The organism is Micromonospora gifhornensis, from assembly GCF_016863515.1.
Classification (GTDB): Bacteria; Actinomycetota; Actinomycetes; order Mycobacteriales; family Micromonosporaceae; genus Micromonospora; species Micromonospora gifhornensis.
On sequence record NZ_BOPA01000038.1, the window covers coordinates 1 to 23,617 of the forward strand.

Consider the following 23,617-nt stretch of genomic DNA (forward strand, 5'->3'; position numbering starts at 1 on the left):
CTAGGCTCCCTTGCACGAGGCAAGAACGAGGAAGAGGTGGAAGACGTGAAGAAGTTGTCCGGTAGGAGAACCCTCGGCAACCTGCTCGCGGCGATCACGTTGGCATTCCCTGTCGTCCTGGCTGTTCCCGCGACGGCGTCGGCCGAAACGGCGATCAGCACCACTGAGGCTGCTGTCGCGTCCGTCGACGAGACCTGCCGCAACAATGGTGGGGGAGGATACGTTTCCTGCAACGGCAAGGACCCGGTTGCGATGAACTGCACCGGCAACTCGACGAAGGCCTCGGTCAAGGCGAAGAACGGCGTGTTCATCGAGCTGAGGTACTCGACGTCCTGCCAGGCCTACTGGACCCGCTACACCAACACGCCGGGCTCCACCGGTGAGGCGCGGATCAAGGGCACCAACATGGTGCAGAAAAAGACGTTGGCTGCGTACCCGGGCGAGGAGGGCTGGACGCGGATGCTTTCCGCCGCCCAGAAACCCAAAGCCTGCCTGTTCTTCTGGTACGCCCCGTTCAGCGAGTACCTGGAGTCCTGCGCCTAGTGATCCACAGCAAGGGCAGACGGTCAGCCGGACTCACGGTCAGGCTGGCCGTCTGCCCTTTGTCGCGGGCTCTGGTCCGGCCTCAATCAGCCGAGCATGACGGGCGTCCTGTAGGTACCGTGCAGGAGTCGGTGGTACAGATCCTCCACCGCAGGGCCTGTGCTGATCCCCAGGTCGTGGGCCAGCCGAGTCCTTAGACCATGGATCACGACCAGGGCCTCGGCCGTACGGGAACTGGCCTGCATGGCTTCCGCAAGCCGACAGTGCAGACCTTCATGGTAGGGGTAAAAGCTGGTCCACCGGTGCAGGTCGGGCGTCAGCATCCTGTGCCGGTGGAGACTGAATTCGAGGTCGACAAGCATCTCTATGGCTTTGAGATGGTATTCCTTCCAATGCGCCGATCCGGCCTGAAGTTTGACCGAGTTGATGTCCTCCATAGGTGCGCCCCGCCACAGTTCGAGCCCTGACCTCAAGAGTTCCACTGCTCTTTCTGGGTCGCGATTCTGTGCGGCGACCATTGCTTCCGCCTGGAGGTTCCGGAATTTCAGGCCGTCCACCTGCTCGTCGGCGATTCGCATCGTGTAGTTGTTGCCGCTGCGTACGATCCGCTGGTGGCTTTCTGCGCCTAACCGAGCGCGTAGACTTCCTAGACGGTTCTGTACCTGTTGGCGGGCAGTCGCCGGTGGATCGTCGTCCCAGACGGCATCGATGAGCAGTTCAAGGTGAACGGGCTGATTTGAGTTCAGGAGCAGTGCTCCCAAAATCTTACGATCTCGTGTGGCTGGTACTCCGACGTCGATGTTTCCGTTTTTGACCATCAATGGACCGAGAAAGTAGAAGTCCAAAGTTGCTCCCCCGTGTGCTCCCAACCATCAACACCGTGCCGGGCAGGGGATATGTTATCGCAAAATTAACCGATGTCAAGCGCGACATCGACGAAAGCAATTTAGAAAATGGCGCTTATCCGCCTGCGAGTGATAGTGATCAGTGGTCGATAAAGCCGTCACAGCGATGCTGTTTCGGCAGCTTCGAGTTGCCTGCGTCGGCGTTGACTGGTGGCAGTGCGGCACGTACGCATCAGACCTGCGCCACCCCTGGGAACGTCCCGCCCCACCCGAGCAACTCATCCTGCCGATCCCGCCGCACAGCTTGAAGATCAAGTTAGGCGGCGGTGGGGCTGCCTCAAGGTGGCAGTACCTCGGGATGTCGCCGGGTTTCGGTTCCAATGCGGTCGTCTGATACGGCAGGATGCACGGTCATGAGCACGAAGTCGACGTCGGGCATCGATGAATCCGGTGCCATCGACCACCCGTCCCGCTCCGACGGCTTCGTCCGTGGGCTGTCCGGGCTGATCGGTGGCCCGCTCGGCGACCACGCCGTCACCCACGACCGCCCGAGCGGCGGGCGGGGACGGTTCTGGACGGCCGTGCGGATCGTCCTGGCGTTGACCTGCCTCACCCTCACCCTGCACTGGGTGCAGAAGTCGCCCTGTCAGGACGGCGCCTGGGTCGACAACCAGCAGTACACCCGGTTCTGCTACACCGACGTGCTGGCGCTCTACTACGCCGAGCGGCTCAACGAGGGCGCCGTGCCGTACCGGGACCATCCGGTGGAGTACCCGGTGCTGACCGGGTACTTCATGGGTGCCCTGGGGCTGCCGGTGCACTCCGCCGGTGAGGGCAACCCGGACATCAACCAGGGGCAGTGGTTCTACAACCTCAACGCGCTCGTGCTCGGTGCGTTGGCGTTGGCCACGGTGATGGTGCTGCTGTCGCTGCGCCGTCGACGACCCTGGGACGCGGCGATGTTCGCGCTCTCCCCCGCGTTGCTGCTCACCGCCACCGTCAACTGGGACTTCCTCGCCATCGGCCTGGCCGCGCTCGGCCTGCTGGTCTGGGCGCGTACCCGGGACGACGGGAGGGGACTGATACTCGCGGCCCTGTCCGGAGTGCTGATCGGGCTCGGCGGTGCGGCCAAGATGTGGCCGCTGTTCATCCTCGGGCCGATCCTGGTGCTCGCGATCCGCGCCAACCGGGTGCGCGCCGCCGTGCTGTCCATCATCGCCGCCGCGGTGACGGTGGTGCTGGTGAACCTTCCGGTGGCGATTCCGTACCGGGAGAACTGGAACCGGTTCTTCGAACTCAACACCGAGCGCCCGATCGACTGGGGAACCATCTGGTACATCGGTCGCTACCTGGACGGCAAGTTCGGCGACCCGGCCTCCATCGGCCCGTTCCAGTGGCTCGACGCGAACATCCCCACCCTGAACTACCTGTCGTACGCCCTGTTCGGGCTGGCCTGCCTCGCCATCGGCGCGCTCGCGTTGCTCGCGCCGCGCCGTCCCCGCCTCGCGCAACTCGCGTTCCTCGTGGTCGCGGCCTTCCTCATCTTCAGCAAGGTCTGGTCGCAGCAGTTCGTGCTCTGGATGCTGCCGCTGGTGGTGCTCGCCCGACCCAGGTGGGGAGCGTTCCTGGCCTGGCAGATCGCCGAGGTGGGCTACTTCGTCGCCTTCTACGCCGAACTGCTCGGTGCCGCGACCAGCACCCCGGTCATCCCGGAGGGCGTGTTCGTGCTGGCCGCGAGCCTGCGCCTGGCCACCGTGGTGACGCTCTGCGTGCTGGTCGTTCGGGAGATCCTGCACCCCGAGCAGGACGCGGTACGCCGCAACTACGCCGACGACCCCGACGGCGGGCTACTCGACGGCACCCCGGACGCGCCCTGGCTCGACCGTCTCCGCAACCGCCAACCCGCCCCGACGCCGACTCCCGTACCGACCACCTGATTGCCGGGGCACCCCGTGCCCCGGACTCTCAGAGGCGGAAGAGGAACACCGAGCCCATCTCCTCGCGGGTGATGTCCAGGCCGTCAAGCGGTGCGTCGACGCTTACCTCCCACGGGGTGCCGGCGATCTCGTCGCGCAGCACCAGCACGTTGCGTACGCCGAGGGTACGCAGGTAGTCGACGCTTGTCTGGTCGGGGAACGTCATGGTCACCTGACGTACGTCGGCGAGTTGGCGAGGAGTGAATCCACTGCCGCCGTTGACGATGTCCTGGAATCGGGTGGTGGACCAGAGCATCACCGGCTGGTCGTGGTTCTGACCGCTGGGCAGCACCAGCAGCGGACCGCCGACCGTCCGCATGGCGGCCGGCTGTGACGGCACCACCGGATGCGGTGTGGTGTTGGTGCCCTCGACGATGACCAGCAGCAGCGGCAGCAGGGTGGCCAGCCGCAGCCACGGGCTGGGCCAGGACGGGATCCGCTGGGCGGAAACGTCCCGTACCCGCTCCGAGTACGCGCTGATCGCGCCCGCCGCGAGCAGCCCGAGCAGCAGGGTGGCCCAGATCATGAGCCGCCCGGGCGTACGGATGCCGTTCCAACCGGGCAGGTGGTCGAAGAGCGGCACGTAGGTGAAGTCGCCGCCGAAGAACCTGGTGCCCATCGACAGCGTCATCGCCACCAGCACCCCGGCGAGCAGGAACAGCCGTTGACGGATGGTCCAGATCGAGAAGAACAGGCCGCCGAGAGCCAGCGCATAGAGCGCGAAGCCGGGCAGCAGTGTCATCTCCGGATGCCAGGGCAGCACGGAACGGGCACCCTCGTGCAGCCCACCCCAGATCCGGGACTCCGCCGGAGCGGTGACGAAGCTGTTGGCGGGCGGCGAGAACGCGGCGATGTCCCTGATGCTCCGCTCCGCCTGCGGGTGCAGTTGCGCCACGGTGAAGTAGGGGATGGCCATCAGCACACCGACCCCGGCGAAGATCAGCCCGCCGATCAGGTCGGCGACGAACAGCCGCTGACCGAAGGGCCGCTTCACCCGCCAGAAGATCCGCTTCGCGAACCAGATCAGCATGGCCACGACGACCGTGCCGGCCAGGACGTACGCGAACGGCAGGCCGATGCCGAAGCCCAGGCTCAGCTGCCAGGCGGCGACCAGCCAGCCGGTGTAGACCCAGCCCTCGTGTCGACGTTCGGGTCGATAGCCGTGCCGTAGTGACCAACCGTGGCCCCGGGCGAGCATGGCCAGGGCCAGCGGGATGCCCCCGTTGGAGATCACGTGCAGGTGCCCCGCCTGGGACAACAGCCAGGGTGCGTAGGCGTAGCTGACCCCTGCCACCGCGGAGCCGATCCGGCTCGCACCGAGCTGACGCGCCAGCACGTACGCCCCGAAGGTGGCCAGCGCGTGGGCCAGTACGAACATGATGTTGTAACGGAGGAGGGCGTCCTGCGGGCCGCTACCGATCAGGCCGGCCGGCGCGTAGCCGAGCAGCGTGTCGGAGAAGGCGAAGCTCCACCGCTCCGGAAAGAAGGCGTTGGAGTGCCACAGCTGGGCCGGGTCGGTCCGTAGTGCGTGCCCGGACCAGGCCATCTGCCAGGCTTGCAGGCTCGGATCCCAGTAGTCGTGGGGCAGCGTGTGCCGGGCGTAGCGCAGGGCCGGCCAGGTCATCAGCACGGCCAGCACCAGGGACCCGAGAGCGGCCAGGGTCCACTCGTGGATCAGCAGCCGACCGGCTCTGCGGGCGAGTCGGCCGTACCATCGCGGCACCGGCTCGGGTGCGGGCCCGAACGCGGCCCACGGATCCTTCTCCTCGTCGTCGCCCTTGCTCTTGCCGTCGCCGGCTGCGGTCTTCTTGTCCTCACCGGCCGCCGGGGCCTCGGCCTCGTCCCCTGGAGCCTTGGTCCTGGCCTCGTCTGTCGGGGCTTTGGCCTCATCCCCCGTAGTCTTGATCTCGTCCACCGGCGCCTCGGTCCTGCCGGCAGCGTCGGTCGGGACCTCGGTCCTGCCGCCCGTCGGGTCCGTGTCCTTGCCGTCCTTGCTCGCCGGCTCCTTGGCCTGGCCGTCGGTGCCTTCGGTGCCGTCGGTGCCGTCGGTGTCAGGTCGGTCGTTGGAGTCGGCGGGCGGCTGCGCCTTGCTGTCGGTTGCCGCATGGTTGGCACCCGGTTCGATCTTCTCGGCGACCTCGGCCGGACCCTTGCCGGCCGGACCCTTGCCGGCCGCACCCTTGCCGGTCGGGGCCGACGTGCCACCCTCCGGCTCGGCGTCGGCCCGCCCGCCGGCGGCAGCCTGGACTCGGGTGTCCCGGCGGTCGCGTGTGGTCGGTCGGGGGCCGCCCGAGGGGGACTGATCGGTCGTCATCGCACCGCCGTCTCCGCCTCGAGTTGCGCGCGCAGGAAGGCGATGTCGTCACCCTGCCCGGTGGTGCCGCCCGGAGTCTCGACGATGACCGGTGCCCCGGCTGCTCTGATCACCGCCACCAGGAGTTCCGGGTCGATGGTCCCGCCGCGCAGGTTGTCGTGGCGGTCGCGGCCGGACCCGAACGCGTCCTTGGAGTTGTTCGCGTGCACCAGGTCGATCCGCCCGGTGATGGCCTTCACCCGGTCGACCAGGCCGAGCAGTTCCTCGCCGCCGGCGTGCGCGTGGCAGGTGTCGAGGCAGAAGCCGACTTCGTGATCACCGACGGCGTCCCACAGTCGGGCGAGCGCGTCGAGTCGGCGAGCACAGGCGTTCTCGCCGCCGGCGGTGTTCTCGATCAGCACCGGCAGACCGAAGCCGCCCGCCTCCTGTGCGTAGGCCAGGGCCTTACGCCAGTTGTCGAAACCGGTCTGCGGATCGTCACCGGCGTTGACGTGCCCACCGTGGACGATCAGGCCCTTCGCGCCGATGGCTGCCGCGGCCTTCGCGTGGGCGAGCAGCAGCTTGCGGCTGGGAATCCGGATGCGGTTGTTGCCGGTGGCGACGTTTACGACGTACGGCGCGTGCACGTAGATGTCGACATCCGCGGTGCGTAGCCGTTCCGCGTCCGCGCGGGGCTGTGGCGCCTTCCAACCCTGCGGATCGGCGAGGAAGAACTGCACGGCGTCGGCTTCACGAGCAGCCGCCTCCGCCATCGGGTCGGTCGGATCGACGTGGGCTCCGATACGCATGCAGGCGAGCCTACGTCGCGTGCCCGACAGTGGTGGTGACCACCGCCGAGTCGCGTCACCGCAGCTGGCCGGAGTCGTTGATACCGGTGGATGCGACAGCTGATCCTGACGACGGTTCAAAAAAATGTCGGTAATTTTAGGATTTGCCCCGCGAAGCGCCGACTTCAGCGATAACGTCAGGTAACAACATGATAAAGCTCCGCAGGGCGTCTCCGGTCCAACCTCATCGGTGTGGTCGTTCCTCCCCAGGTCCCACCCAAGGAATGCGGACGAGACGCCCTGCGGTCACGTGACCGGGGGTCCGGGCCGACAGCGACGTCGGCGTGGACCCCCGGTTCGCTGTGTCGGTCACCTCGATGCTGGTGATCGTCAAGGCCGGGTATCCTGGTCAGGTTGTCCGCTCCCGACCGGGTCCCCCCGGATCAGGGCGGGCCACGACGCAGACCTCCTGCCACGGAAGGACCGTGGCCGCTTAGCCCACAGGAGGTGAGTAAGTCTTGCGTCATTACGAAATCATGGTGATCCTCGACCCCAGCCTCGAGGAGCGCACCGTCGCCCCGTCGCTCGACACGTACCTGAACGTGATCAGGACCGCGGGTGGCTCGGTGGAGAAGACCGACGTGTGGGGCCGCAGGCGCCTCGCGTACGAGATCAACAAAAAGGCCGAGGGCATCTACGCCGTCGTCGACCTCCAGGCAACGCCGGAGGCTGTGGCCGAGCTGGACCGCCAGCTTCGGCTCAACGAGTCCGTGCTGCGCACCAAGGTCATCCGGCCGGAGATGCGCTAAGCATTCCACCCAGCCCCCCACCCGGACAGCCTCATCCGTGCTGTCGGAGGGTTCTGAGAACCTGTACGGCACACGCATGAGTGCGCGAGGAGATGGTCATGGCAGGAGACACCACCATCACGGTCATCGGCAATCTGACCGATGACCCCGAGTTGCGGTTCACCCCCTCCGGGGCCGCGGTAGCCAAGTTCCGGGTCGCTTCGACGCCCCGGTTCATGGACAAGGCCTCCGGCGAGTGGAAGGACGGCGAGCCGCTCTTCCTCGCGTGCACCGTCTGGCGGCAGGCCGCGGAGCACGTGGCGGAGTCGCTTCAGCGCGGCGCTCGCGTGATCGTGTCGGGCCGGCTGCGCCAGCGGTCCTACGAGACCCGCGAGGGCGAGAAGCGCACTGTCATCGAGCTGGAGGTCGACGAGATCGGCCCGTCGCTGCGCTACGCCACGGCGAAGGTGCAGAAGATGTCCCGCTCGGGCGGCAGTGGCGGCGGCTTCGGCGGCGGCGGTGGTGGTGGCCAGGGCGGCGGCGGAGGCAACTTCGACGACCCCTGGGCTTCGGCCGCACCGGCACCCTCCCGTTCGGGTGGCGGCAACTTCGATGAGGAGCCACCGTTCTAATGGCCCCGAGCGCCCGTGATCGTAAACCAGGAGCAAGAGCAATGGCGAAGGCTGCGGCACTGCGCAAGCCGAAGAAGAAGGTGAACCCGCTCGACAAGGACGGGATCACCTACATCGATTACAAGGACACCGCGCTGCTGCGCAAGTTCATCTCCGACCGCGGCAAGATCCGCGCTCGGCGGGTGACCGGCGTCACCTCGCAGCAGCAGCGGCAGATCGCCCGCGCGGTCAAGAACGCCCGTGAGATGGCGTTGCTGCCGTACACGGCGACGGCCCGCTGAGAGGAGGTGCCGATATGAAGATCATCCTGACTCAGGAAGTGTCCGGGCTCGGCGCCCCGGGCGACATCGTGGAGGTCAAGAACGGCTACGGCCGTAACTACCTCCTCCCGCAGGGCTTCGCGATCGCCTGGACCAAGGGCGCGGAGAAGCAGGTCACCCTGATCAAGCGGGCCCGCTCGGCCCGGGAGATCCGCGACCTCGGCCACGCCAACGAGGTCAAGGGCCAGCTCGAGGCGCTCAAGGTCAACCTCAAGGCCCGCGCCGGCGAGGGCGGTCGGCTCTTCGGCTCGGTCACCCCGGCCGAGATCGTCGACGCCGTCAAGGCGGCCGGCGGCCCGTCGCTCGACCGACGTCGGCTGGAGGTGTCCGGTCACATCAAGTCGATCGGATCGCACCCGGTGCGGATCAAGCTGCACCCCGAGGTGACCGCCACGTTCAACCTCAACGTCGTGCAGGGCTGACCCCGCAAGACGGCAACTGGCAGGGCCTGCACCATCACCAGATGGCGCAGGCCCTGTCACGTTCCTCCGCCAACTCGCCGGCTGGACGCCAGCCGCCGCTCCGCGCCAGATGGCAAACCGCCGTCACGGGCTGCTGCTCGCCGCCGCCTTGCCGCCGCCCAAGCCTTGCCGCAGACCCCGCAATGTGGAGGCCGGAGGTGCTGCGGTCACGGCGCTCAGCCGATGGGCTCACCGGTCACGGCGCTGATCATGACGGTCGACAGACCGCCACCGACCACCGCCGCCGCGAGCGCCACCGTGGTCGGCTTCCAGGAGGTGCCAACCCGCCGCAACAGCGTGGCGACCACCAGACTGCTCACCAGCGCCAACCCGAAGCGCGGTATCCCCCCTACCGTGGCCCCGAAGGCGCGGGCCCGTGGCGACTCGCAACCACCGCCGCTGATGTCGGTCACACAGCCAGTCGGTGGTGCACCGTCCAAGGTGAGAAGCCACAGGAAGATCACCACCGCGGGCAGCAGATAGCAGGCCGTCGTGTAGAGCAGCGGCAGCCAGGGCGCCCCGGGATCCGGATCCAGCAGGTCGTCTTCCAGCCGCCGGCTCCACCCGCCGGTGCCGACCGCCTCGATGCGTCGCCGTACCGACTCCATGCCGGTCTGCCGCGGCGCCGGCACTACCGCGGGCCGCCGCCGGGCCGCCGAACGCGGACGGGGCGCCGTGTATCCGACCACCGGCGATCTCGGCGCCGACGCGCTCGCCTCCACCCATCGTGGATCGTCACCGGCCAACCGGGTTCCCGGCCAGAAACGCTCCGGTGCCGGCTCCGGCGCGGCCGGCTCACCCCAGGCCCACTGGCCGGCACCCGACGTGGCACCCGAGCTGGGCGGCTGCGTCCGGTCCCACCGGTCAGGCTCGGAATTGCCGTCCCACCGGTCCTCACCGCGCCGCCGATCCCACCGGTCGACCTCCGCGGGACGCTCCCACTGACCCGTGGTGTCAGGCTGAAGCCACTGACCGGTCTGATCCGGTTCGAGCCACTGATCTGAGGCGGACGTCCGGAGCCACTGACTGGTGCTGTCGGCGTCCCAAGGATCGGCAGGGCCCGCCACGCCCCGGTCGCCGATCTCAGCCGGCTCCTGCCAGGCGTGCAGACCCGAGGCATCCCACGGATCCACCGCAGGTGGAGTGGACTCCGGTGCCGCCGCCCGCTCCCACGGATCCGCCGCCCGCTCCCACTGATCCGCCGCCGAGCCCGGAGCGGACTCGACCGCGCGCCGCCGTCGGCGCGTCGAGGGCTCCGCGACCGGCGCCGAAGCGGCTGACTGCTCGGCCTCCTCGGCCAGGCCCGACCAGGTCACCTGACGGTGACGGGACTGCGCACGCCGCGGTCGGCTCTGCGGCGTCACGCCCGAGACCGGGTCGTCGTCAGCAGCCCGCCGACTGCCGACATAACCGCTGCCCTGAGGACGCTCGAACCTCCACTCACGAATGTGATCGGACGAGGACTCAGCGGCAGAGAACGACGAGTCGCGCTCCGTCGAAGCGGCGGCCCGCCGACCCTGGCTGACCTCCGGCGCACGACGACTTCCCGCATAACGCGTCCGGTCGTCATCGTCATCGTCGTCCGGAGCAGCATGCCGGCCGCCGCCGTCGACACTGCGTACGCCCGACTCCAGGGCCCACCGCGGCAGGTACGGCTCAGCCGGCTCGTCCTGCCCACGTTCGATCGCGCGGCGACGGCTCGGGGTGCGGTAACGCTCGACGGCGGAGTCGTAACGGTCGCCCGGATCGCCCTCGACGGGATCGGCCCACGAAGCGGCCGGCCGTCGCTCACGCGAGCCATCCTCCCCGCGTGCCCAGTCCCGGTAACTCACGGCCGGAGCGTGACCCTTCTCAACCGAAAGTGCAATCCGCTGTCCAGGTGTAGCCGTAGGCCACCGATCCTACGGGAGTATCGGGACAAAGCCCTACCCGGAAATTCCGACCCACAGGCTGTGGATAGCGTTTCCGCAGGTCAGAGCGGTAATGCCGGGAGATCCCCAAGAGTTATCCACACCATGTGCACACGCTGCGCACACCTCTACCCACCGGTGTCCACAGGTTGTCCCGAGGCTCGTCCACCGCTGTGGTTGAGGGCCTGAGCTCGCGTTCCGTATGGTTGCCCCAGCCGCCCGCCCGATGGCCCCCGATCGCGTGGATGGTCAACCTGGTGGTACCCGGGCGGATCCGTGCCCGGATCCGCGCCGACGCAGTGGAGGGGGGCCCGTGTCGGTCACCGACGACATGCGGACAGAGCCGTATCCGAGTGGGCCGTCCTCCGGCCCGCCGCCCCGCGACGGCCAGTTCGACAAGACCCCGCCGCAGGACATCGCCGCCGAGCAGTGCGTCCTGGGCGGCATGTTGCTGTCCAAGGACGCCATCGCCGACGTGGTCGAGATCCTGAAGACCAACGACTTCTACCGGCCGATGCACGCCACCATCTTCGACACCATCCTGGAGATCTACGGCCGAGGCGAGCCGGCCGACGCGATCACCGTGGCGGCGGCCCTGGCCGACTCCGGTGACCTGGCCCGCGTCGGCGGTGCCCCGTACCTGCACACGCTGATCGCGAGCGTGCCCACGGCCGCGAACGCCGCCTACTACGCGCGAATCGTCAGCGAGCGTGCCGTGCTGCGGCGCCTGGTCGAGGCCGGCACCCGGATCGTCCAGCTCGGCTACGGCACCGCGAGCGGCGGCAGCCGCGACGTCGACGACATCGTCGATTTGGCCCAGCAGGCCGTCTACGACGTCACCGAGCGTCGGGTCAGCGAAGACTTCGCCGTCCTCGCCGACATGCTCCAACCGACCCTCGACGAGATCGAGGCCGTCGGCGCCCAGGGCGGGGTGATGACCGGGGTACCCACCGGCTTCACCGACCTGGACCGGCTGCTCAACGGCCTGCACGCCGGCCAATTGATCATCGTGGCGGGCCGACCTGGTCTCGGAAAATCGACGGCCAGTATGGACTTTGCCCGGAATGCGGCAATCAGGGCCAATCAGGCGGCGGCCATCTTCTCGCTGGAAATGAGCAAGGTCGAGATCGTCATGCGACTGCTCTCGGCCGAGGCGCGCGTACCCCTGCACGTGCTGCGCAGCGGGCAGCTCTCCGACGACGACTGGACCAAGCTGGCCCGCTGCATGGGCGAGATCAGTGAGGCACCGCTGTTCGTGGACGACACCCCGAGCATGAACCTGATGGAGATCCGGGCCAAGGCTCGCCGCCTCAAGCAGCGACACGACCTCAAGCTGATCGTGGTCGACTACCTCCAGCTGATGACCTCACCGAAACGCACCGAGAGCCGGCAGCAGGAGGTCGCGGACCTGTCCCGAGGGCTCAAGCTGCTGGCCAAGGAGGTCGAGTGCCCGGTCATTGCGGTGAGTCAGCTGAACCGTGGCCCGGAGCAACGCACCGACAAGCGACCACAGCTGTCCGATTTGCGCGAGTCTGGGTCAATTGAGCAAGATGCGGACGTTGTCATCCTGCTGCACCGTGACGACTACTACGACAAGGAGTCGCCACGGGCGGGGGAGGCGGATTTTATTGTGGCCAAGCACAGAAACGGGCCGACCGACACGGTGACGGTGGCGGCTCAGTTGCACCTGTCGCGCTTCGTGGACATGGCCATCGTCTGACCCGAGGTCCGTCGGCTCTGGCACGGTGTCCCCGCCCCGGCGCGGTCTGATCCGACGCCGGAGCGGAGACCGTACAGGCTCAGCCGAACATGTCGTCGAGGAAGCTCTTACGCTTCTTGCGCCGGTAGTGCCCGTGGTAGCCGTAGTGCTGCTGCCCGTGGCCGTACGCCGGTGCCGGCGCGGGGTAGCCGGGCGGTGGGGGCGGCGGCACCGCGCCGTAGCCCGGCTGGTGCGGGGCGGGCGCGGGCGGCGGGTAGCCACCCGGCTGGGCGACGTGCTGGGGCGGCTGCGGAGCCGGCGGGGTCTGCCTGGCGTTCCAGTTGGCTTCCGCCTCGAACAGTTTCTCCAGCTCACCGCGGTCGAGGAAGATGCCCCGGCATTCGCCGCACTGGTCGATGACGACGCCACTGCGCTCGTACTGGCGCATCTCTCCGTGACACTTGGGACAGGTCAGGCTCATCATCCGAAGGTACCTGGTCGGTTCACGCGGTGGCGGTCAGCGCCTCGGTGACCTCGTCGTCGGAGACCTCGTGGAAGTCGTCGTAGTAGGCACCCACCGCGCCGAAGTTGGCAGGTCGTTGGGCGCAGATCGCCTCGTCGGCCTCGTCGGCCAGCATCTCGCAGGCCTCCTGCGCGCCGACCGGCACGGCGAGCACGACACGGCGGGCACCAAGGTGCCGGGCGACCTGGACGGCGGCTCGGGCGGTCGCGCCGGTGGCCAGGCCGTCGTCGACGATCAGGGCGGTACGACCGGTCAGGTCCAGCGGTGGGCGGCCGGCCCGGTAGAGCTGTTCCCGTCGGTCGAGTTCTGCCTGCTCCCGGCGCTGGACCTCGGCGATGTCGTCGGCATCCAGTTGGCCGGCGACCAGGTCGTTGAGCACGCGTACGCCGCCGGGACCGAGGGCGCCGAAGGCCACCTCGGGTGCCCAGGGCATGCCGAGTTTCCGGACCACGAGCACGTCCAGCGGTGCGCCGAGCCGGTCGGCGACGACCCGGGCGACGGGCACTCCGCCGCGTACCAGGCCGAGCACGGTGACGTCCGGTCGGCCGGTCAGGGCGGCGAGTCGGTCGGCGAGTGCCCGACCGGCCTCGCTGCGATCGCGGTAGGTGGTCATGCCCTCAGGTGTACGCCTTGCCGGGCCTCTTCGCCCGCCGGTTGCCCGATCCGGGGAAGGTCGAGGGCGGGAGCCCAGACGAGAAACGCGATCGGGTACAGCAGGTAACCGAAGCGGGTGGTGGGCATCAGCAGAATGGCCGCGAGTAGCCCGTACGCGCAGATCAGGCTGATGGTCTCGGCGGTGCGGGGCGGTCGGCGGGCGAGTCGGACGGCGATGGCCAGCCCGGCCACGACGAGCAGTGCGGCGGCGACGGCGCGGCCGGCCGGTACGTTGGCCGCGATCAGGTAGCCGGGGAACGGCGACTGTGCGGGGCTGGCGACCAGGCCGTGTCCGAGCGGGAAGCGCAGCACGTTCTCCACGAGGGCTTCGTGGTCGACAAGCAGGACGGGCAGCAGAGCGAGGGCGGGAAGTCCGAACGCTCCGGCGGCGACCCGCAGGCCGGCGCGTCGGGTGAGGCCCCAGATGACCAGCACCAACGCGACCGGCCAGGCGAACAGCTTGAGCGCGCCGGCCACACCGACCGCGATGCCGGCCCAGCCGGGTCGTGCGGTGCCGGCGCAGGCGAGCGCCAACAGGCAGAGCGCGAGTACGGGCAGATCGTCCCCGCCGGTGGCGAGGGTCAGCGCGCAGACGGGGAACACGGTGGCGGCCTGCATGCCGCGGAGCAGGGTGGCCGGGTTCCGGGCCGGCAGTCCGGGAGTCGGGCGCAGCAGGCGCGCGGCCAGGACGAGGGCCAGGGCGGTGCCGACGGCGAACCAGACCCGAGCGTCGGTCCACCAGGTGTCGTGCAGGGCGCGGGGCAGCCCGAACAGGGCCATCCCCGGCTGGTACGGGGTGTAGCCGAGCAACTGTTCGCCCGCTGGCAGAGCGGCGATGGCGTCGGGGCCGAGGTACGGGGTGCCGGTCTCCAGCAGGCGACGGCCCGAGTCCTCGACGACAAGCACCTCCTCCTGCGCCCGGTCGGTTCGTCCGGCTGCCCGCTGGATGCTCTGCCAGGTCAGTGGCAGCAGGGCGACTGTGGACCAGGCGAGGCTGGCGACCAGCCAGCGTGCAGGTACGCCGGCCAGGGCGGAGTCGGGACGCCGGCGACGGACCAGCAGTTGACAGGTGACCAGCAGCGCGGCGGCGAGGTAGCCGACGGCGGCGAGGCTGCCCCAGTGGCGGTGCGTGACCAGCGTGGAGGTTGCCGCGGTGATCGCCGCGAACGCGGCTGAGCCGGCGTAGATGCCGAGGTCCAGGCCGAGTCCGCCGCCGGTGGCGTCGAGCCGGTGCCACCATGCGGGGCGGGAGGCGGTCGCATCGGCGTTGCTCATCCGGGTCAGTGTGTCAGGCCGGTTGGTGTCGGCCCCGGCCCCCCTGACGGCGTCCGGGTGGTAGCCGGACCACCGCGCCGGCGTCGTGCAGTGCGGTCGCGAGGTGGCCGGGACGACCGGCGGTGCCGCGTTGCAGTGCCGCGAGCAGGGCACCGGCGGCCAGTGGGCGGGCGAAGAGGTGGCCCTGACCGGCGACGCAGCCGAGTTCCCAGAGGGCGAGGCGCTGCGGGTCCCGTTCCACTCCTTCGGCCACCACGGCGAGATTGAGACTTCGGCCGAGGTCGAGAGTGGATCGGACGATGGCGGCGGCTTCGGCGGAGGACTCCATGGCGGTGACGAAGCTGCGGTCGATCTTCAGCTCGTGCACCGGGATTCGGGACAGTAGCGAGAGCGAGGAGTAGCCGGTGCCGAAGTCGTCCAGCGCGAGCCGGACGCCGGAGTCGCGTAGCCGGGTGAGCACCTGGTCGACCACGTCGAGTTGGCTGAGGGTGAGGGTTTCGGTGAGCTCCAGCATCAGCCGGTCGGGCGGTAGGTCGTGGGCGCGCAGCCGGGCCAGGACGGCGCCGGGGAAGCGGGCGTCGAGCAGGCTGCGTGGAGAGACGTTCACCGCCACCGGCACGTCGAACCCGGCATCGCGCCAGGTGCCGGCGGCGATAAGTGCCTGGTCGAGGATCGCCTCGGCGAATGCGGGGAGCAGGCCGGACCGTTCGACGGTCTCCAGGAACCGGAGTGGGTCGATCATGCCGTGGGTGGGGTGACGCCAGCGGGCCAACGCCTCGGCGGCGATCACCTCGCCGGTGCCGAGGTCGACAATGGGCTGGAAGTTGACGACGAATTCCTGGTCGGCGACGGCGCGGGGCAGTTCACCTCCGAGGGTGAGTCGGCCGAGGTCGGCGGTGTCCCGGGCGGGTGCGTACGTGGCGACCCGTTGCCCGGCCCGTTTGGCCTGGTACATCGCCACGTCGGCGCGGCGCAGCAGCTCGACCATCCCGCCGGCGGCCGGCGCGATGGCGATACCTCCGCTGGCCTCGACGCTGATCTGCATGCCTTCGATGTCGAACGGCTCGTGCAGCGCCGCCAGCAGCGTCTCGGCCCGGTGCGCGGCCACCGCGGGGGCAGGCAGGGTGCGCAGCAGTACGGCGAACTCGTCGCCACCGAGTCGGGCAACCAGGTCGTCGGTGCGGGCCGCGGCGCGCAGCCGCTCGGCCACCCGGATCAGCATCTGGTCGCCGGCGGCGTGCCCGAGGGTGTCGTTGACTTCCTTGAAATGGTTGAGGTCGATCAGCACCAGTGCGGTGACCCCGTCGGCGTGTCGTTCGTGCAGTTGCTCGTTGCCCTCGTCGAGCAGGTGCCGCCGGTTGGCCAGCCCGGTGAGCGCGTCGTGGGCGGCGGCGTGGGCGTGGGCCTGCGCGACCCGGGCGAGTTCGGCGTACGCCTGGGCGTTGCGCACCGCCGTGCACAGCGCCGAGGCAAAGGTACGCAGGGTGTACCGCTCCCGTTCGTTGAGCTGGACCGACCCCCGGAAGCGCAGCCGCAGCACGCCCACGTCGACGGATCGGTCGTGCCCCTCCAGGGGTGCCGGCACGACTGCGCCGGTCGCGTCGGGCGCCTCGGCGGTGGGGCCGTCGTAGCTGATGCCGTCGGAGTTGCCCCGGACGAGCCGGGCGGCGTCGCGCAGTTCCACCTCCACCTCGTCGGCGGAGAAGAGTTCGGCGGCCCGGGTGACGGCGGTGGTGAGAACCTCGTCCAACTCGACGACGTTGAGCGCGTCGGTGGTCTGGGCGAGCCGCTGCCACGCCTGCTGCTCCGTGCGGCTACGCACCCGGGTCAGGTAGAACAGGTGAAGACTGAGCACCAGTGGTGGTACGGCGAGGAGCATGCGGATGTCGGTCCCGATCGTCAGGACCGTGCCGATGATGACGATGAGACGAGTGACGGTCGCGATCAGTCGCAGATCCCAGTCCTCGCGGAACAGCTTTCCCAACGAGGTGCCGGTGGCCATGGCGATGACCGGCAACGTGACGAGTTCGTCGAGCAACACGGCGGCCAGGTAGGCGGCAGTCAGCGCAACGATGGTGCTGGTGATGTCCCAGTTCGTCGAGGGCCACTGGAACAGCTGCAGGACCAGGCCGGCGGCGGTGGCGACCAGCATGTTCTTGCCGATGCCGAACCACCGTTTGATCGGCGGCAACCGGATCAGGGTGGTGGCGATGGCCACGCCGAAGCCGGTGGCGAGGATGACCACGGGCGAGGGCGCGACGGCCAGTCCGACTACGATCGCGGTTTCGGTCCAGGCGATGTGATGGTTGGTGGAACGGATCCGGACTCGGACCTTGACGATGAAGCCGAGCGTCACCAGAGAGATCAGCGCGGGCCAGAGGAACGTGGCGGCGAGGACACCGTAGTTCGGCAAGTGCGCGACGGAGACGGCGCCGGCGATACCGGCCAGAACGACGACGAGACCGACTAGCGGCCTTAGCCGCCGATCGGTCCCGGTCTGTCGATCCTGCGAAGTCAACCGTCATCCCCATTCGTCACCGAGGGGCTGCGCTCCGCAAGCGTACTTTGGCTGCTTCTCATCGAGAAGCTGGGATCACGCCCATTCGTGCGAGTTCATTTTCTACCCCCAGCTGAGTCCGGCTTGTTGCTGCCGAATCTAGGGGGACTTGCGGCCGGTTGGTACCATTACGTGTCGTATTGCGCATATTGGGCCAATACGGCGCTTTTCTGTCACGTTGTGTCCCCGCGTTCTGACGGAGGGTTCGGTTCCGTCATTGGGGCCGGTTCTTGTCTCCCGCTCTCTTGGTCGGCGGAGGATTTCTAGCCGAACAAGTGTCTCCAGAGAGTTTGTTTGTTTCATCATCGCTTCGGCCGGGAGTGCCGGGATGTGGGGGTCAGCTCGTCGGCTCTGAGCTGGCTAAGCTGCACACGGTGATCCTATGAGTGCAGCTGAGGAGCCGGTGCAGATTCAAGTCCTCGGCGGTCTCGCGGTGCGTCACGGGTCAGCGGTGCTGCCCCTCGGGACTCCAAAACAGCGGACAGTTCTGGCGATGCTCGCGTGTAATCCTGGCCGGCTGGTGTCGGTCGCACAGCTCGTCGACGAGCTGTGGTCGGAAGAGCCGCCGCTGTCAGCCGTACCCAATGTCCGTACTTATGCCGCCAACCTTCGCAGGAGTCTCGCGAAGTTGGTGCCGGAGCGTGAACTGCTGACCCGTGTCCAGGACGGCTACCGTCTCGACGTCGAACGGTCGGACGTGGACCTGTTCGCCTTCCAGGCAGAGGTTGCCGAGGCGCGTCGGCTGGTGCCATCGGACGAGGTGGCGGCAGTGGAGCTGTTGTCCGGTGCGTTGGCGCGATGGCAAGGGTCGGCGCTCACGGGAATTGCGCTCGGCCCGTCACTCTCCGCTCAGGTGGTCGCGGCGGCCGAGGATCGAATGCTTGCGGCCGAGTTGTACGCCAGACTGCAGATCCGGCTCGGCAACTACGACGAGGCCCTACCGGTACTGCGCAATCTGTTGATCACGCAGCCGCTCCGCGAGCCGGCTCACCTGCTTCTCATGCAGGCGCTTCATCTGCGCGGTGACCATGCCGGGGCGGTCGCGGCCTATGCCGCGGCCCGACGAGCCCTGCGTGAGCAGCTCAACATCGAGCCCGGTGGTGAGCTGCAGCAGTTCTACCAGCGGATAGCGGCACACGAACGACGCGTCACGCACCGCGAACGGGAGGCTGGCCCGACTGCGACGGTCGTCCCCGCGCGTACCGGACAGGTGATCCGGTCCTTTCCGCCTCTGCCCAGGGCGTTACCGGACTTCATCGGCCGAGCCGACGCGGTCGAGCGTCTGCTGGCTGAGACTCGGCGAGCATCGGGCGTCGCTCCGGCCGTGCACTTCATCGACGGCATGGCGGGTAGCGGCAAGACGTCTCTTGCCATGCATGTCGCCGCCCAGCTCACGGACCGTTTCCCGGACGCGCAGTTGTTCATCGACCTGAAGGGGCACAACCAGGCTGAGTCGGTGGCACCGGCTGCCGCCCTGGCGGCGCTGCTGAGACAACTCGGCGTGTCGGGTAGCCGGATACCGGGCGACTTCGACGAGCGGGTCTCGCTCTGGCGTCACGAACTTGCAAGTCGACGAGGAATCGTCGTGCTGGACAACGCGGCTGGCGCCGAGCAGGTTCTCCCACTGCTTCCCAGTGGGCCAGGCAACGTGGTGATCGTGACATCCCGACGCAGGATCACCGGGCTGGATGGAGCGCCACCCGTCTCCCTGTCGGTGATGACACTGGACGAAGGGGTTGCCCTACTGGCATCTGCCGCGGGCACACAACGGGTGGCGGCAGAGCCTGATGCGGCAGCGACCGTGGTCAAGCAGTGCGGTCACCTGCCGTTGGCGATCCGGCTGGCCGGCTCCCGGCTCGCGCATCGCCCCACCTGGCGGGTGGCCGATCTCGCGGCTCTGCTGGTAGGCAATGCACACCGACTGGTTCATCTCGCCTCGGGCGACCGGAGTGTGGCGAAAGCATTCGCGGCGTCGTACGAGTCGCTCGGCGAGCCGGCGCGGCGGTTGTTCCGGTTGCTGAGCGTGCATCCGGGCGACTGTTTCGACGTGTTGATCTGTGCTGCGGTCACTGGCTTTTCGATGGACGACACCACCGCTGCTCTGAACGAGCTTCTCGACTGTCATCTGGTCGACGAGGTGAAGGCGGGGCGTTACCGGATGCATGATCTGATCCGACAGTACGCCCACGAACTGTCCGTCACCCAGGACCGCGGGGTGACACGTGACCGGGCGTTGGTGGATCTGGTCGACATCATGCTGCATCTGTCGTTTCCCATCGCAGAAGAACTCGAGTCTCGGGGTGTGCGTAAGTACGTGTCACTCGATCCGCCGCGCCTGCCGGATCTCTTGGCCGTCACGGCATCGCGCACGAAAGAATGGATGGAGGATGAGCGATCGACTCTGGTGGCGCTCGTCGTGCGGGCCGGCGAATGGGGGCACCATGACCATTCCTGGCGCCTGGCCCGAGTGCTCTGGCGATTCCTCTATGTTCGCGGCTATTACGACGACATCATCCGTGCGCACCTTGCCGGGCTGGAAGCCGCGCGGGCAGCCAAGAACGAGCCCGCCGCCGCCATCATGCACAACTATGTCGCCTCTGCCTATCTCCGCAAAGGCAACTACGCCGAGGCGCTGAATCACGTCCGTGCGGCAGTGACGTCCGCCGAGCGGCGCGGTGACTTCATCAACGGCGACCGCTATCGGGCCAATCTGGTCGCTGTTCACTGGATTCGGGGCGAACTCCACGAGGCAGTGCGGGTCGGGCTCGAAGGACTGCGCTGGCGGAAAGGCTTCGATCTCGGTGAACTGCCCAGCCCTCTGCCGAACGTGGGGCTCGCCCTGGCCTTGCTCGGCCGATACGACGAGGCGCTGCGTCTGCACCGCCTGCACCTCTACCTGGCCCGCCAGCACGGTAATCAGTTCCACCTGCTCAACGCGCTGAGCCACATCGGCGCAGTGAAGTGCCGGGTCGGGCAGCACAACGCGGCAATACGCGTGTTGCGAGCGGCGCTGGCGCTGCGGGAGCGTACCGGCCACCGCTTCGCGGAGGCAGAGGTACGCAACGACCTCGGTATCGCGTTACGAGGTTTGGGGCGGGTTGCTGAAGCGGCCGTGCAGCACGAGGCCGCCCGACAGTTGGCATTCGAGGCGGGTGAGCCGCATGCGCAGGCGGCGGCGCTCAACGACCTGGCACTGACCATGGCGATCCTCGGTGACGACAGCCGTGCGTCCGACCTGCACCACGAAGCATTGCGGTTGGCAACCCGGATAGCCCACCCGTACGAGCAGGGGCGGGCGTTGGCTGGGTTGGCGGAGCATCTGCTCGCCACCGATCCGGCGGAGGCGCGCCGGCACTGGGAGCGGGCACTGGCGATCTTCCGGCGGATGGGTGTGCCGGAGCAGGCGGAGGTGGAACGCCGGCTGGCCCAGGCGGATCAGGGGAGCTGAACCGGCTGGCAGCTGCGGTCGAGGGCGAGCGGCATTCGGCAACTTCCCACCGGCAAGGTTCTTATCGAATTTTTATCGCCACGTTCGATAGCGTCCGACTGTTCGGCGACGGGGGAGATTCCGCTGACGAGGGATCTTGTCGCGACCACCGCCGTCAGGTGACCCCAGCTACCTGACGGCGGGCCGGTGAGGAAGGGGCGGCTCTGTGGGTGCCGCCCCTTCCCTCAGCGCAGGGACCACGCGCACAGATAGGCTCGCCGGCGTGACCCAACCCGCCGAACTCAGCCATGTCGACGAGAGCGGCGCGGCCCGCATGGTCGATGTCTCCGCCAAGGAGGTCACCGGCCGCCTGGCGGTCGCCGCCGGTCGGTTGCGTACCACCGCTGAGGTGATCGAGTTGTTGCGCCGCGACGGGCTGCCCAAGGGGGATGCGCTGGCGGTCGGGCGGCTGGCCGGGATCATGGGCGCGAAACGTACGCCGGACCTGATTCCGCTGTGCCATCCGATCGCGCTGCACGGCGTCACGGTCGACCTGGCCCTCACCACGGACACGGTCGAGATCACCGCGACCGCTCGCACCGCCGACCGTACCGGCGTCGAGATGGAGGCGTTGACCGCGGTCGCCGTCGCCGGGTTGACCCTGGTCGACATGGTCAAGGCGGTGGATCCGGCGGCGAGTGTCGAGGCGGTACGGGTGCTGCGCAAGGAGGGCGGCAAGACCGGCCTGTGGCAGCGTCCGCAGGACCGACCGTGATCCGGGCCCGGGTGGTGGTGGCGTCCAACCGGGCTGTCGCCGGTGTCTACGCCGACACGAGTGGTCCGCTGCTCGTCGCGGGACTGCGCGAGTGGGGCTGCACGGTGGACGATCCGGTGGTGGTGCCCGACGGGGAGCCGGTCGGTCTGGCGATCCGACAGGCCGTGGCGGACGCCGTCGACGTGGTGTTGACAAGCGGCGGGACGGGAATCACCCCGACCGACCGGACCCCGGACGTGACTCGGGCGCTGCTTGACTACGAGATCCCCGGCATCGCCGAGGCGATCCGCGCCCACAGCCGCGACAAGGTGCCCACGGCGGCGCTGTCCCGGGCGGTGGCCGGGGTGGCGGGTCGAACGCTCGTGGTGAACCTGCCCGGCTCGACCGGCGGAGCGCGGGACGGCCTCGCCGTGCTGGGGCCGATCCTCACGCACGCGGTCGAACAGTTGCGCGGTGGCGACCACTGACCGAACCGATAGGCTCTCGCTGGTGAGCACGAAAACCGCAGACGCCGCCGGGTCCGGGCCGATGGGCTGGGAACAGGCGCGGTCGCGGGCGTACGCGGTTGGCCTGGCTGCCGCGCTTCCCACAGTCGACGTGCCGCTCGCCGACGCCGACGGGCACACCCTCGCCGAGCCGCTGGCGCCCCGGACCGACCTGCCGGCGTTCACCACGTCCAGCGTGGACGGCTGGGCGGTACGCGGCCCCGGCCCGTGGCGGATCGTCGGGCGGGTGCTGGCCGGTACGACGCCGGCTCCGTTGACCGAGGACGGGACGACCGTCGAGATCGCGACGGGGGCGATGGTGCCCTCGGGGGCGTCGGCCGTGCTGCGGGTGGAGGAGTCGACGCGTACCCATGAGGGGTTTGTCGACGGTGTGCCGCGACCGGCGCCGGAGTGGCGGCTGCCCGGCGAGGAGGCTGCCGCCGGTGAGGAACTGCTGCCGGCCGGGACCCCGGTCGATCCGTCGGTGATCGGTCTCGCCGCCTCCTGCGGACACGACACCCTGCGGGTACGTGCGCAGCCTCGGGCCGCGTTGCTGGTCTTCGGTGACGAGTTGTTGACCGCCGGTCCGCCCGCCGCCGGCCGGATCCGCGACGCGCTCGGCCCGGCCGTCCCGGCCTGGCTGCGGCGGTACGGCTGCCGGGTGCGTACGACAGATGTGGTCGGGCCGGTCGCCGACACGTTGCCCGCCCACGAGGCGGCGCTGCGCAGCGCGTTGGCCGAGGTCGACCTCGTCTGCACCACCGGCGGCACCATGCACGGCCCGGTCGACCACCTGCACCCCGCGCTGGCGACACTGGGCGCGGACTACGTGGTCAACACCGTCGCGGTGCGACCCGGCTTTCCGATGCTGCTGGCCCGGGTGACCGGCCCCGACGGGCGGACCCGATTCGTGGCCGGCCTGCCGGGCAATCCGCAGTCCGCCGTCATCGCCCTGGTCTCGCTCGTCGCGCCGCTGCTGGCGGGTCTCGCCGGCCGGCCGATGCCGGTACTTCCGCACGCCACGCTCGCCGAGCCGATTCCCGGTCGGGGGAACCACACCCACCTGGCCCTGGTCCGGCTCGATCGGGCGGCCGGGACCGCGCATCCGGTGCGGCACGTTGGTTCGGCGATGTTGCGAGGGCTGTCCGGGGCCGACGGGTTCGCGGTCATCGCGCCGGGCAGTTCCGGAACGGTCGGGGATCAGGTGCCGGTCGTACCGTTGCCGTTGCTGCCCGGGGAGCGGACATGGTGATCCTGATCGGAACCGTCACCGAACAGCCGTTGGATCTTGCCGCGCACGAGGCCGCGGTGGCCGACCACCGGGCCGGCGCGGTGGTCTCGTTCGCCGGGGTGGTCCGCGACCACGACCACGGGCGAGCGGTGGCCAGCCTGGAGTACGAGGGCCATCCGAGCGCCGAGCGGGTGCTGCGGGAGGTGGCCGCCGAGATCGCCGCGGACCCCGAGGTGTACGCGGTGGCCGTGTCGCACCGGATCGGCCCACTGGCCATCGGCGACGCGGCCCTGGTGGCGGCGGTCAGCACCGCGCACCGGGCCGCCGCGTTCGCCGCCTGCGCTCGTCTGGTGGACGAGGTGAAGGCCCGCCTGCCGATCTGGAAGCGGCAGGTCTTCACCGATGGCACCGAGGAGTGGGTGAACTGCCCCTGAT

The 23,617-nt window shown here is 69.0% G+C and carries 20 protein-coding genes; 12 read left to right on the forward strand and 8 right to left on the reverse strand.

Annotated elements, in window-relative coordinates; genetic code table 11:
- Positions 1–543: DUF2690 domain-containing protein (locus tag Vgi01_RS24515; RefSeq protein ID WP_204292624.1), on the forward strand; the 543-nt coding region annotated here is incomplete at its 5' end.
- Positions 544–629: 86 nt separating this feature from the next.
- Here Vgi01_RS24515 and Vgi01_RS24520 read toward each other — a convergent pair.
- Complete coding sequence (locus Vgi01_RS24520; RefSeq protein WP_102658765.1) at positions 630–1,388, reverse strand: AfsR/SARP family transcriptional regulator; 759 nt, start codon at positions 1,386–1,388, stop codon at positions 630–632.
- 413 nt (positions 1,389–1,801) lie between these two features.
- Here Vgi01_RS24520 and Vgi01_RS24525 point away from each other — a divergent pair, with 413 nt between their 5' ends.
- Positions 1,802–3,325 carry a glycosyltransferase family 87 protein gene (locus Vgi01_RS24525; protein WP_204292626.1) on the forward strand — a complete coding sequence of 508 codons (1,524 nt, stop codon included), beginning with the start codon at positions 1,802–1,804 and terminating at the stop codon, positions 3,323–3,325.
- Between the two features lie 28 nt (positions 3,326–3,353).
- Here the strand turns inward: Vgi01_RS24525 and Vgi01_RS24530 are convergent, their stop codons facing one another.
- Entirely contained in the window at positions 3,354–5,678 is a 2,325-nt protein-coding gene (locus tag Vgi01_RS24530; protein ID WP_239089137.1) for a hypothetical protein, read from the reverse strand.
- Positions 5,675–6,466, reverse strand: coding sequence for a deoxyribonuclease IV (locus tag Vgi01_RS24535; RefSeq protein ID WP_102658767.1), 792 nt, complete (start codon positions 6,464–6,466; stop codon positions 5,675–5,677). The genes Vgi01_RS24530 and Vgi01_RS24535 overlap by 4 nt, the downstream gene beginning before the upstream one ends.
- Before the next feature lie 497 nt (positions 6,467–6,963).
- On the opposite strand from Vgi01_RS24535, the gene rpsF reads away from it, so the two are divergent.
- The 4 genes from rpsF to rplI all read left to right on the forward strand — a co-directional run bounded on the left by rpsF (position 6,964) and on the right by rplI (position 8,607).
- The gene (rpsF, locus tag Vgi01_RS24540; protein ID WP_013736576.1) at positions 6,964–7,254 is read left to right on the forward strand and encodes a 30S ribosomal protein S6; all 291 of its coding nucleotides are present in this window, start codon (positions 6,964–6,966) and stop codon (positions 7,252–7,254) included.
- Positions 7,255–7,334: 80 nt separating this feature from the next.
- Positions 7,335–7,865: a single-stranded DNA-binding protein gene (locus Vgi01_RS24545; RefSeq protein ID WP_013736575.1), complete on the forward strand. Its 531-nt coding sequence runs from the start codon at positions 7,335–7,337 to the stop codon at positions 7,863–7,865.
- Between the two features lie 41 nt (positions 7,866–7,906).
- Positions 7,907–8,146: a 30S ribosomal protein S18 gene (gene rpsR, locus Vgi01_RS24550; protein WP_007073789.1), complete on the forward strand. Its 240-nt coding sequence runs from the start codon at positions 7,907–7,909 to the stop codon at positions 8,144–8,146.
- A gap of 14 nt (positions 8,147–8,160) precedes the next feature.
- Positions 8,161–8,607, forward strand: a complete 447-nt coding sequence (gene rplI, locus Vgi01_RS24555; RefSeq protein ID WP_013736574.1) for a 50S ribosomal protein L9 — start codon at positions 8,161–8,163, stop codon at positions 8,605–8,607.
- 215 nt (positions 8,608–8,822) lie between these two features.
- Here rplI and Vgi01_RS24560 read toward each other — a convergent pair whose 3' ends face one another.
- A complete protein-coding gene (locus Vgi01_RS24560) occupies positions 8,823–9,962 on the reverse strand; it encodes a hypothetical protein (RefSeq protein ID WP_275412578.1) in 1,140 nt (379 codons plus the stop codon).
- A 925-nt stretch (positions 9,963–10,887) separates the two neighbouring features.
- On the opposite strand from Vgi01_RS24560, the gene dnaB reads away from it, so the two are divergent.
- Positions 10,888–12,276 (forward strand): replicative DNA helicase, encoded by a 1,389-nt coding sequence (gene dnaB / locus Vgi01_RS24565; protein ID WP_373307029.1) that lies wholly within the window; start codon positions 10,888–10,890, stop codon positions 12,274–12,276.
- 79 nt (positions 12,277–12,355) lie between these two features.
- Here dnaB and Vgi01_RS24570 read toward each other — a convergent pair whose 3' ends face one another.
- From Vgi01_RS24570 to Vgi01_RS24585, 4 genes are read right to left on the reverse strand one after another with little or no spacing between them, the layout of a single operon-like run.
- Positions 12,356–12,739, reverse strand: coding sequence for a TFIIB-type zinc ribbon-containing protein (locus Vgi01_RS24570; RefSeq protein WP_102658771.1), 384 nt, complete (start codon positions 12,737–12,739; stop codon positions 12,356–12,358).
- A gap of 19 nt (positions 12,740–12,758) precedes the next feature.
- Entirely contained in the window at positions 12,759–13,391 is a 633-nt protein-coding gene (locus tag Vgi01_RS24575; protein ID WP_204292629.1) for a phosphoribosyltransferase, read from the reverse strand.
- Positions 13,388–14,707: a glycosyltransferase 87 family protein gene (locus Vgi01_RS24580; RefSeq protein WP_204292631.1), complete on the reverse strand. Its 1,320-nt coding sequence runs from the start codon at positions 14,705–14,707 to the stop codon at positions 13,388–13,390. The genes Vgi01_RS24575 and Vgi01_RS24580 overlap by 4 nt, the downstream gene beginning before the upstream one ends.
- Positions 14,708–14,720: 13 nt before the next feature.
- The gene (locus Vgi01_RS24585; protein ID WP_204292634.1) at positions 14,721–17,225 is read right to left on the reverse strand and encodes a putative bifunctional diguanylate cyclase/phosphodiesterase; all 2,505 of its coding nucleotides are present in this window, start codon (positions 17,223–17,225) and stop codon (positions 14,721–14,723) included.
- 421 nt (positions 17,226–17,646) lie between these two features.
- Between Vgi01_RS24585 and Vgi01_RS24590 the strand changes: the two genes are divergently transcribed.
- From Vgi01_RS24590 to Vgi01_RS24610, 5 genes are all read left to right on the forward strand, one after another.
- Complete coding sequence (locus Vgi01_RS24590) at positions 17,647–20,712, forward strand: AfsR/SARP family transcriptional regulator (protein WP_204292636.1); 3,066 nt, start codon at positions 17,647–17,649, stop codon at positions 20,710–20,712.
- A 262-nt stretch (positions 20,713–20,974) separates the two neighbouring features.
- The gene (gene moaC, locus Vgi01_RS24595) at positions 20,975–21,466 is read left to right on the forward strand and encodes a cyclic pyranopterin monophosphate synthase MoaC (RefSeq protein ID WP_102656627.1); all 492 of its coding nucleotides are present in this window, start codon (positions 20,975–20,977) and stop codon (positions 21,464–21,466) included.
- Positions 21,463–21,933 carry a MogA/MoaB family molybdenum cofactor biosynthesis protein gene (locus Vgi01_RS24600; RefSeq protein ID WP_102656626.1) on the forward strand — a complete coding sequence of 157 codons (471 nt, stop codon included), beginning with the start codon at positions 21,463–21,465 and terminating at the stop codon, positions 21,931–21,933. Before moaC ends, Vgi01_RS24600 begins: the two co-directional genes overlap by 4 nt.
- Positions 21,934–21,994: 61 nt before the next feature.
- A complete protein-coding gene (locus Vgi01_RS24605; protein ID WP_204292660.1) occupies positions 21,995–23,203 on the forward strand; it encodes a molybdopterin molybdotransferase MoeA in 1,209 nt (402 codons plus the stop codon).
- Positions 23,197–23,616, forward strand: coding sequence for a molybdenum cofactor biosynthesis protein MoaE (locus tag Vgi01_RS24610; protein ID WP_102656624.1), 420 nt, complete (start codon positions 23,197–23,199; stop codon positions 23,614–23,616). Before Vgi01_RS24605 ends, Vgi01_RS24610 begins: the two co-directional genes overlap by 7 nt.
- The last annotated feature ends 1 nt before the right edge of the window (position 23,617 follow it).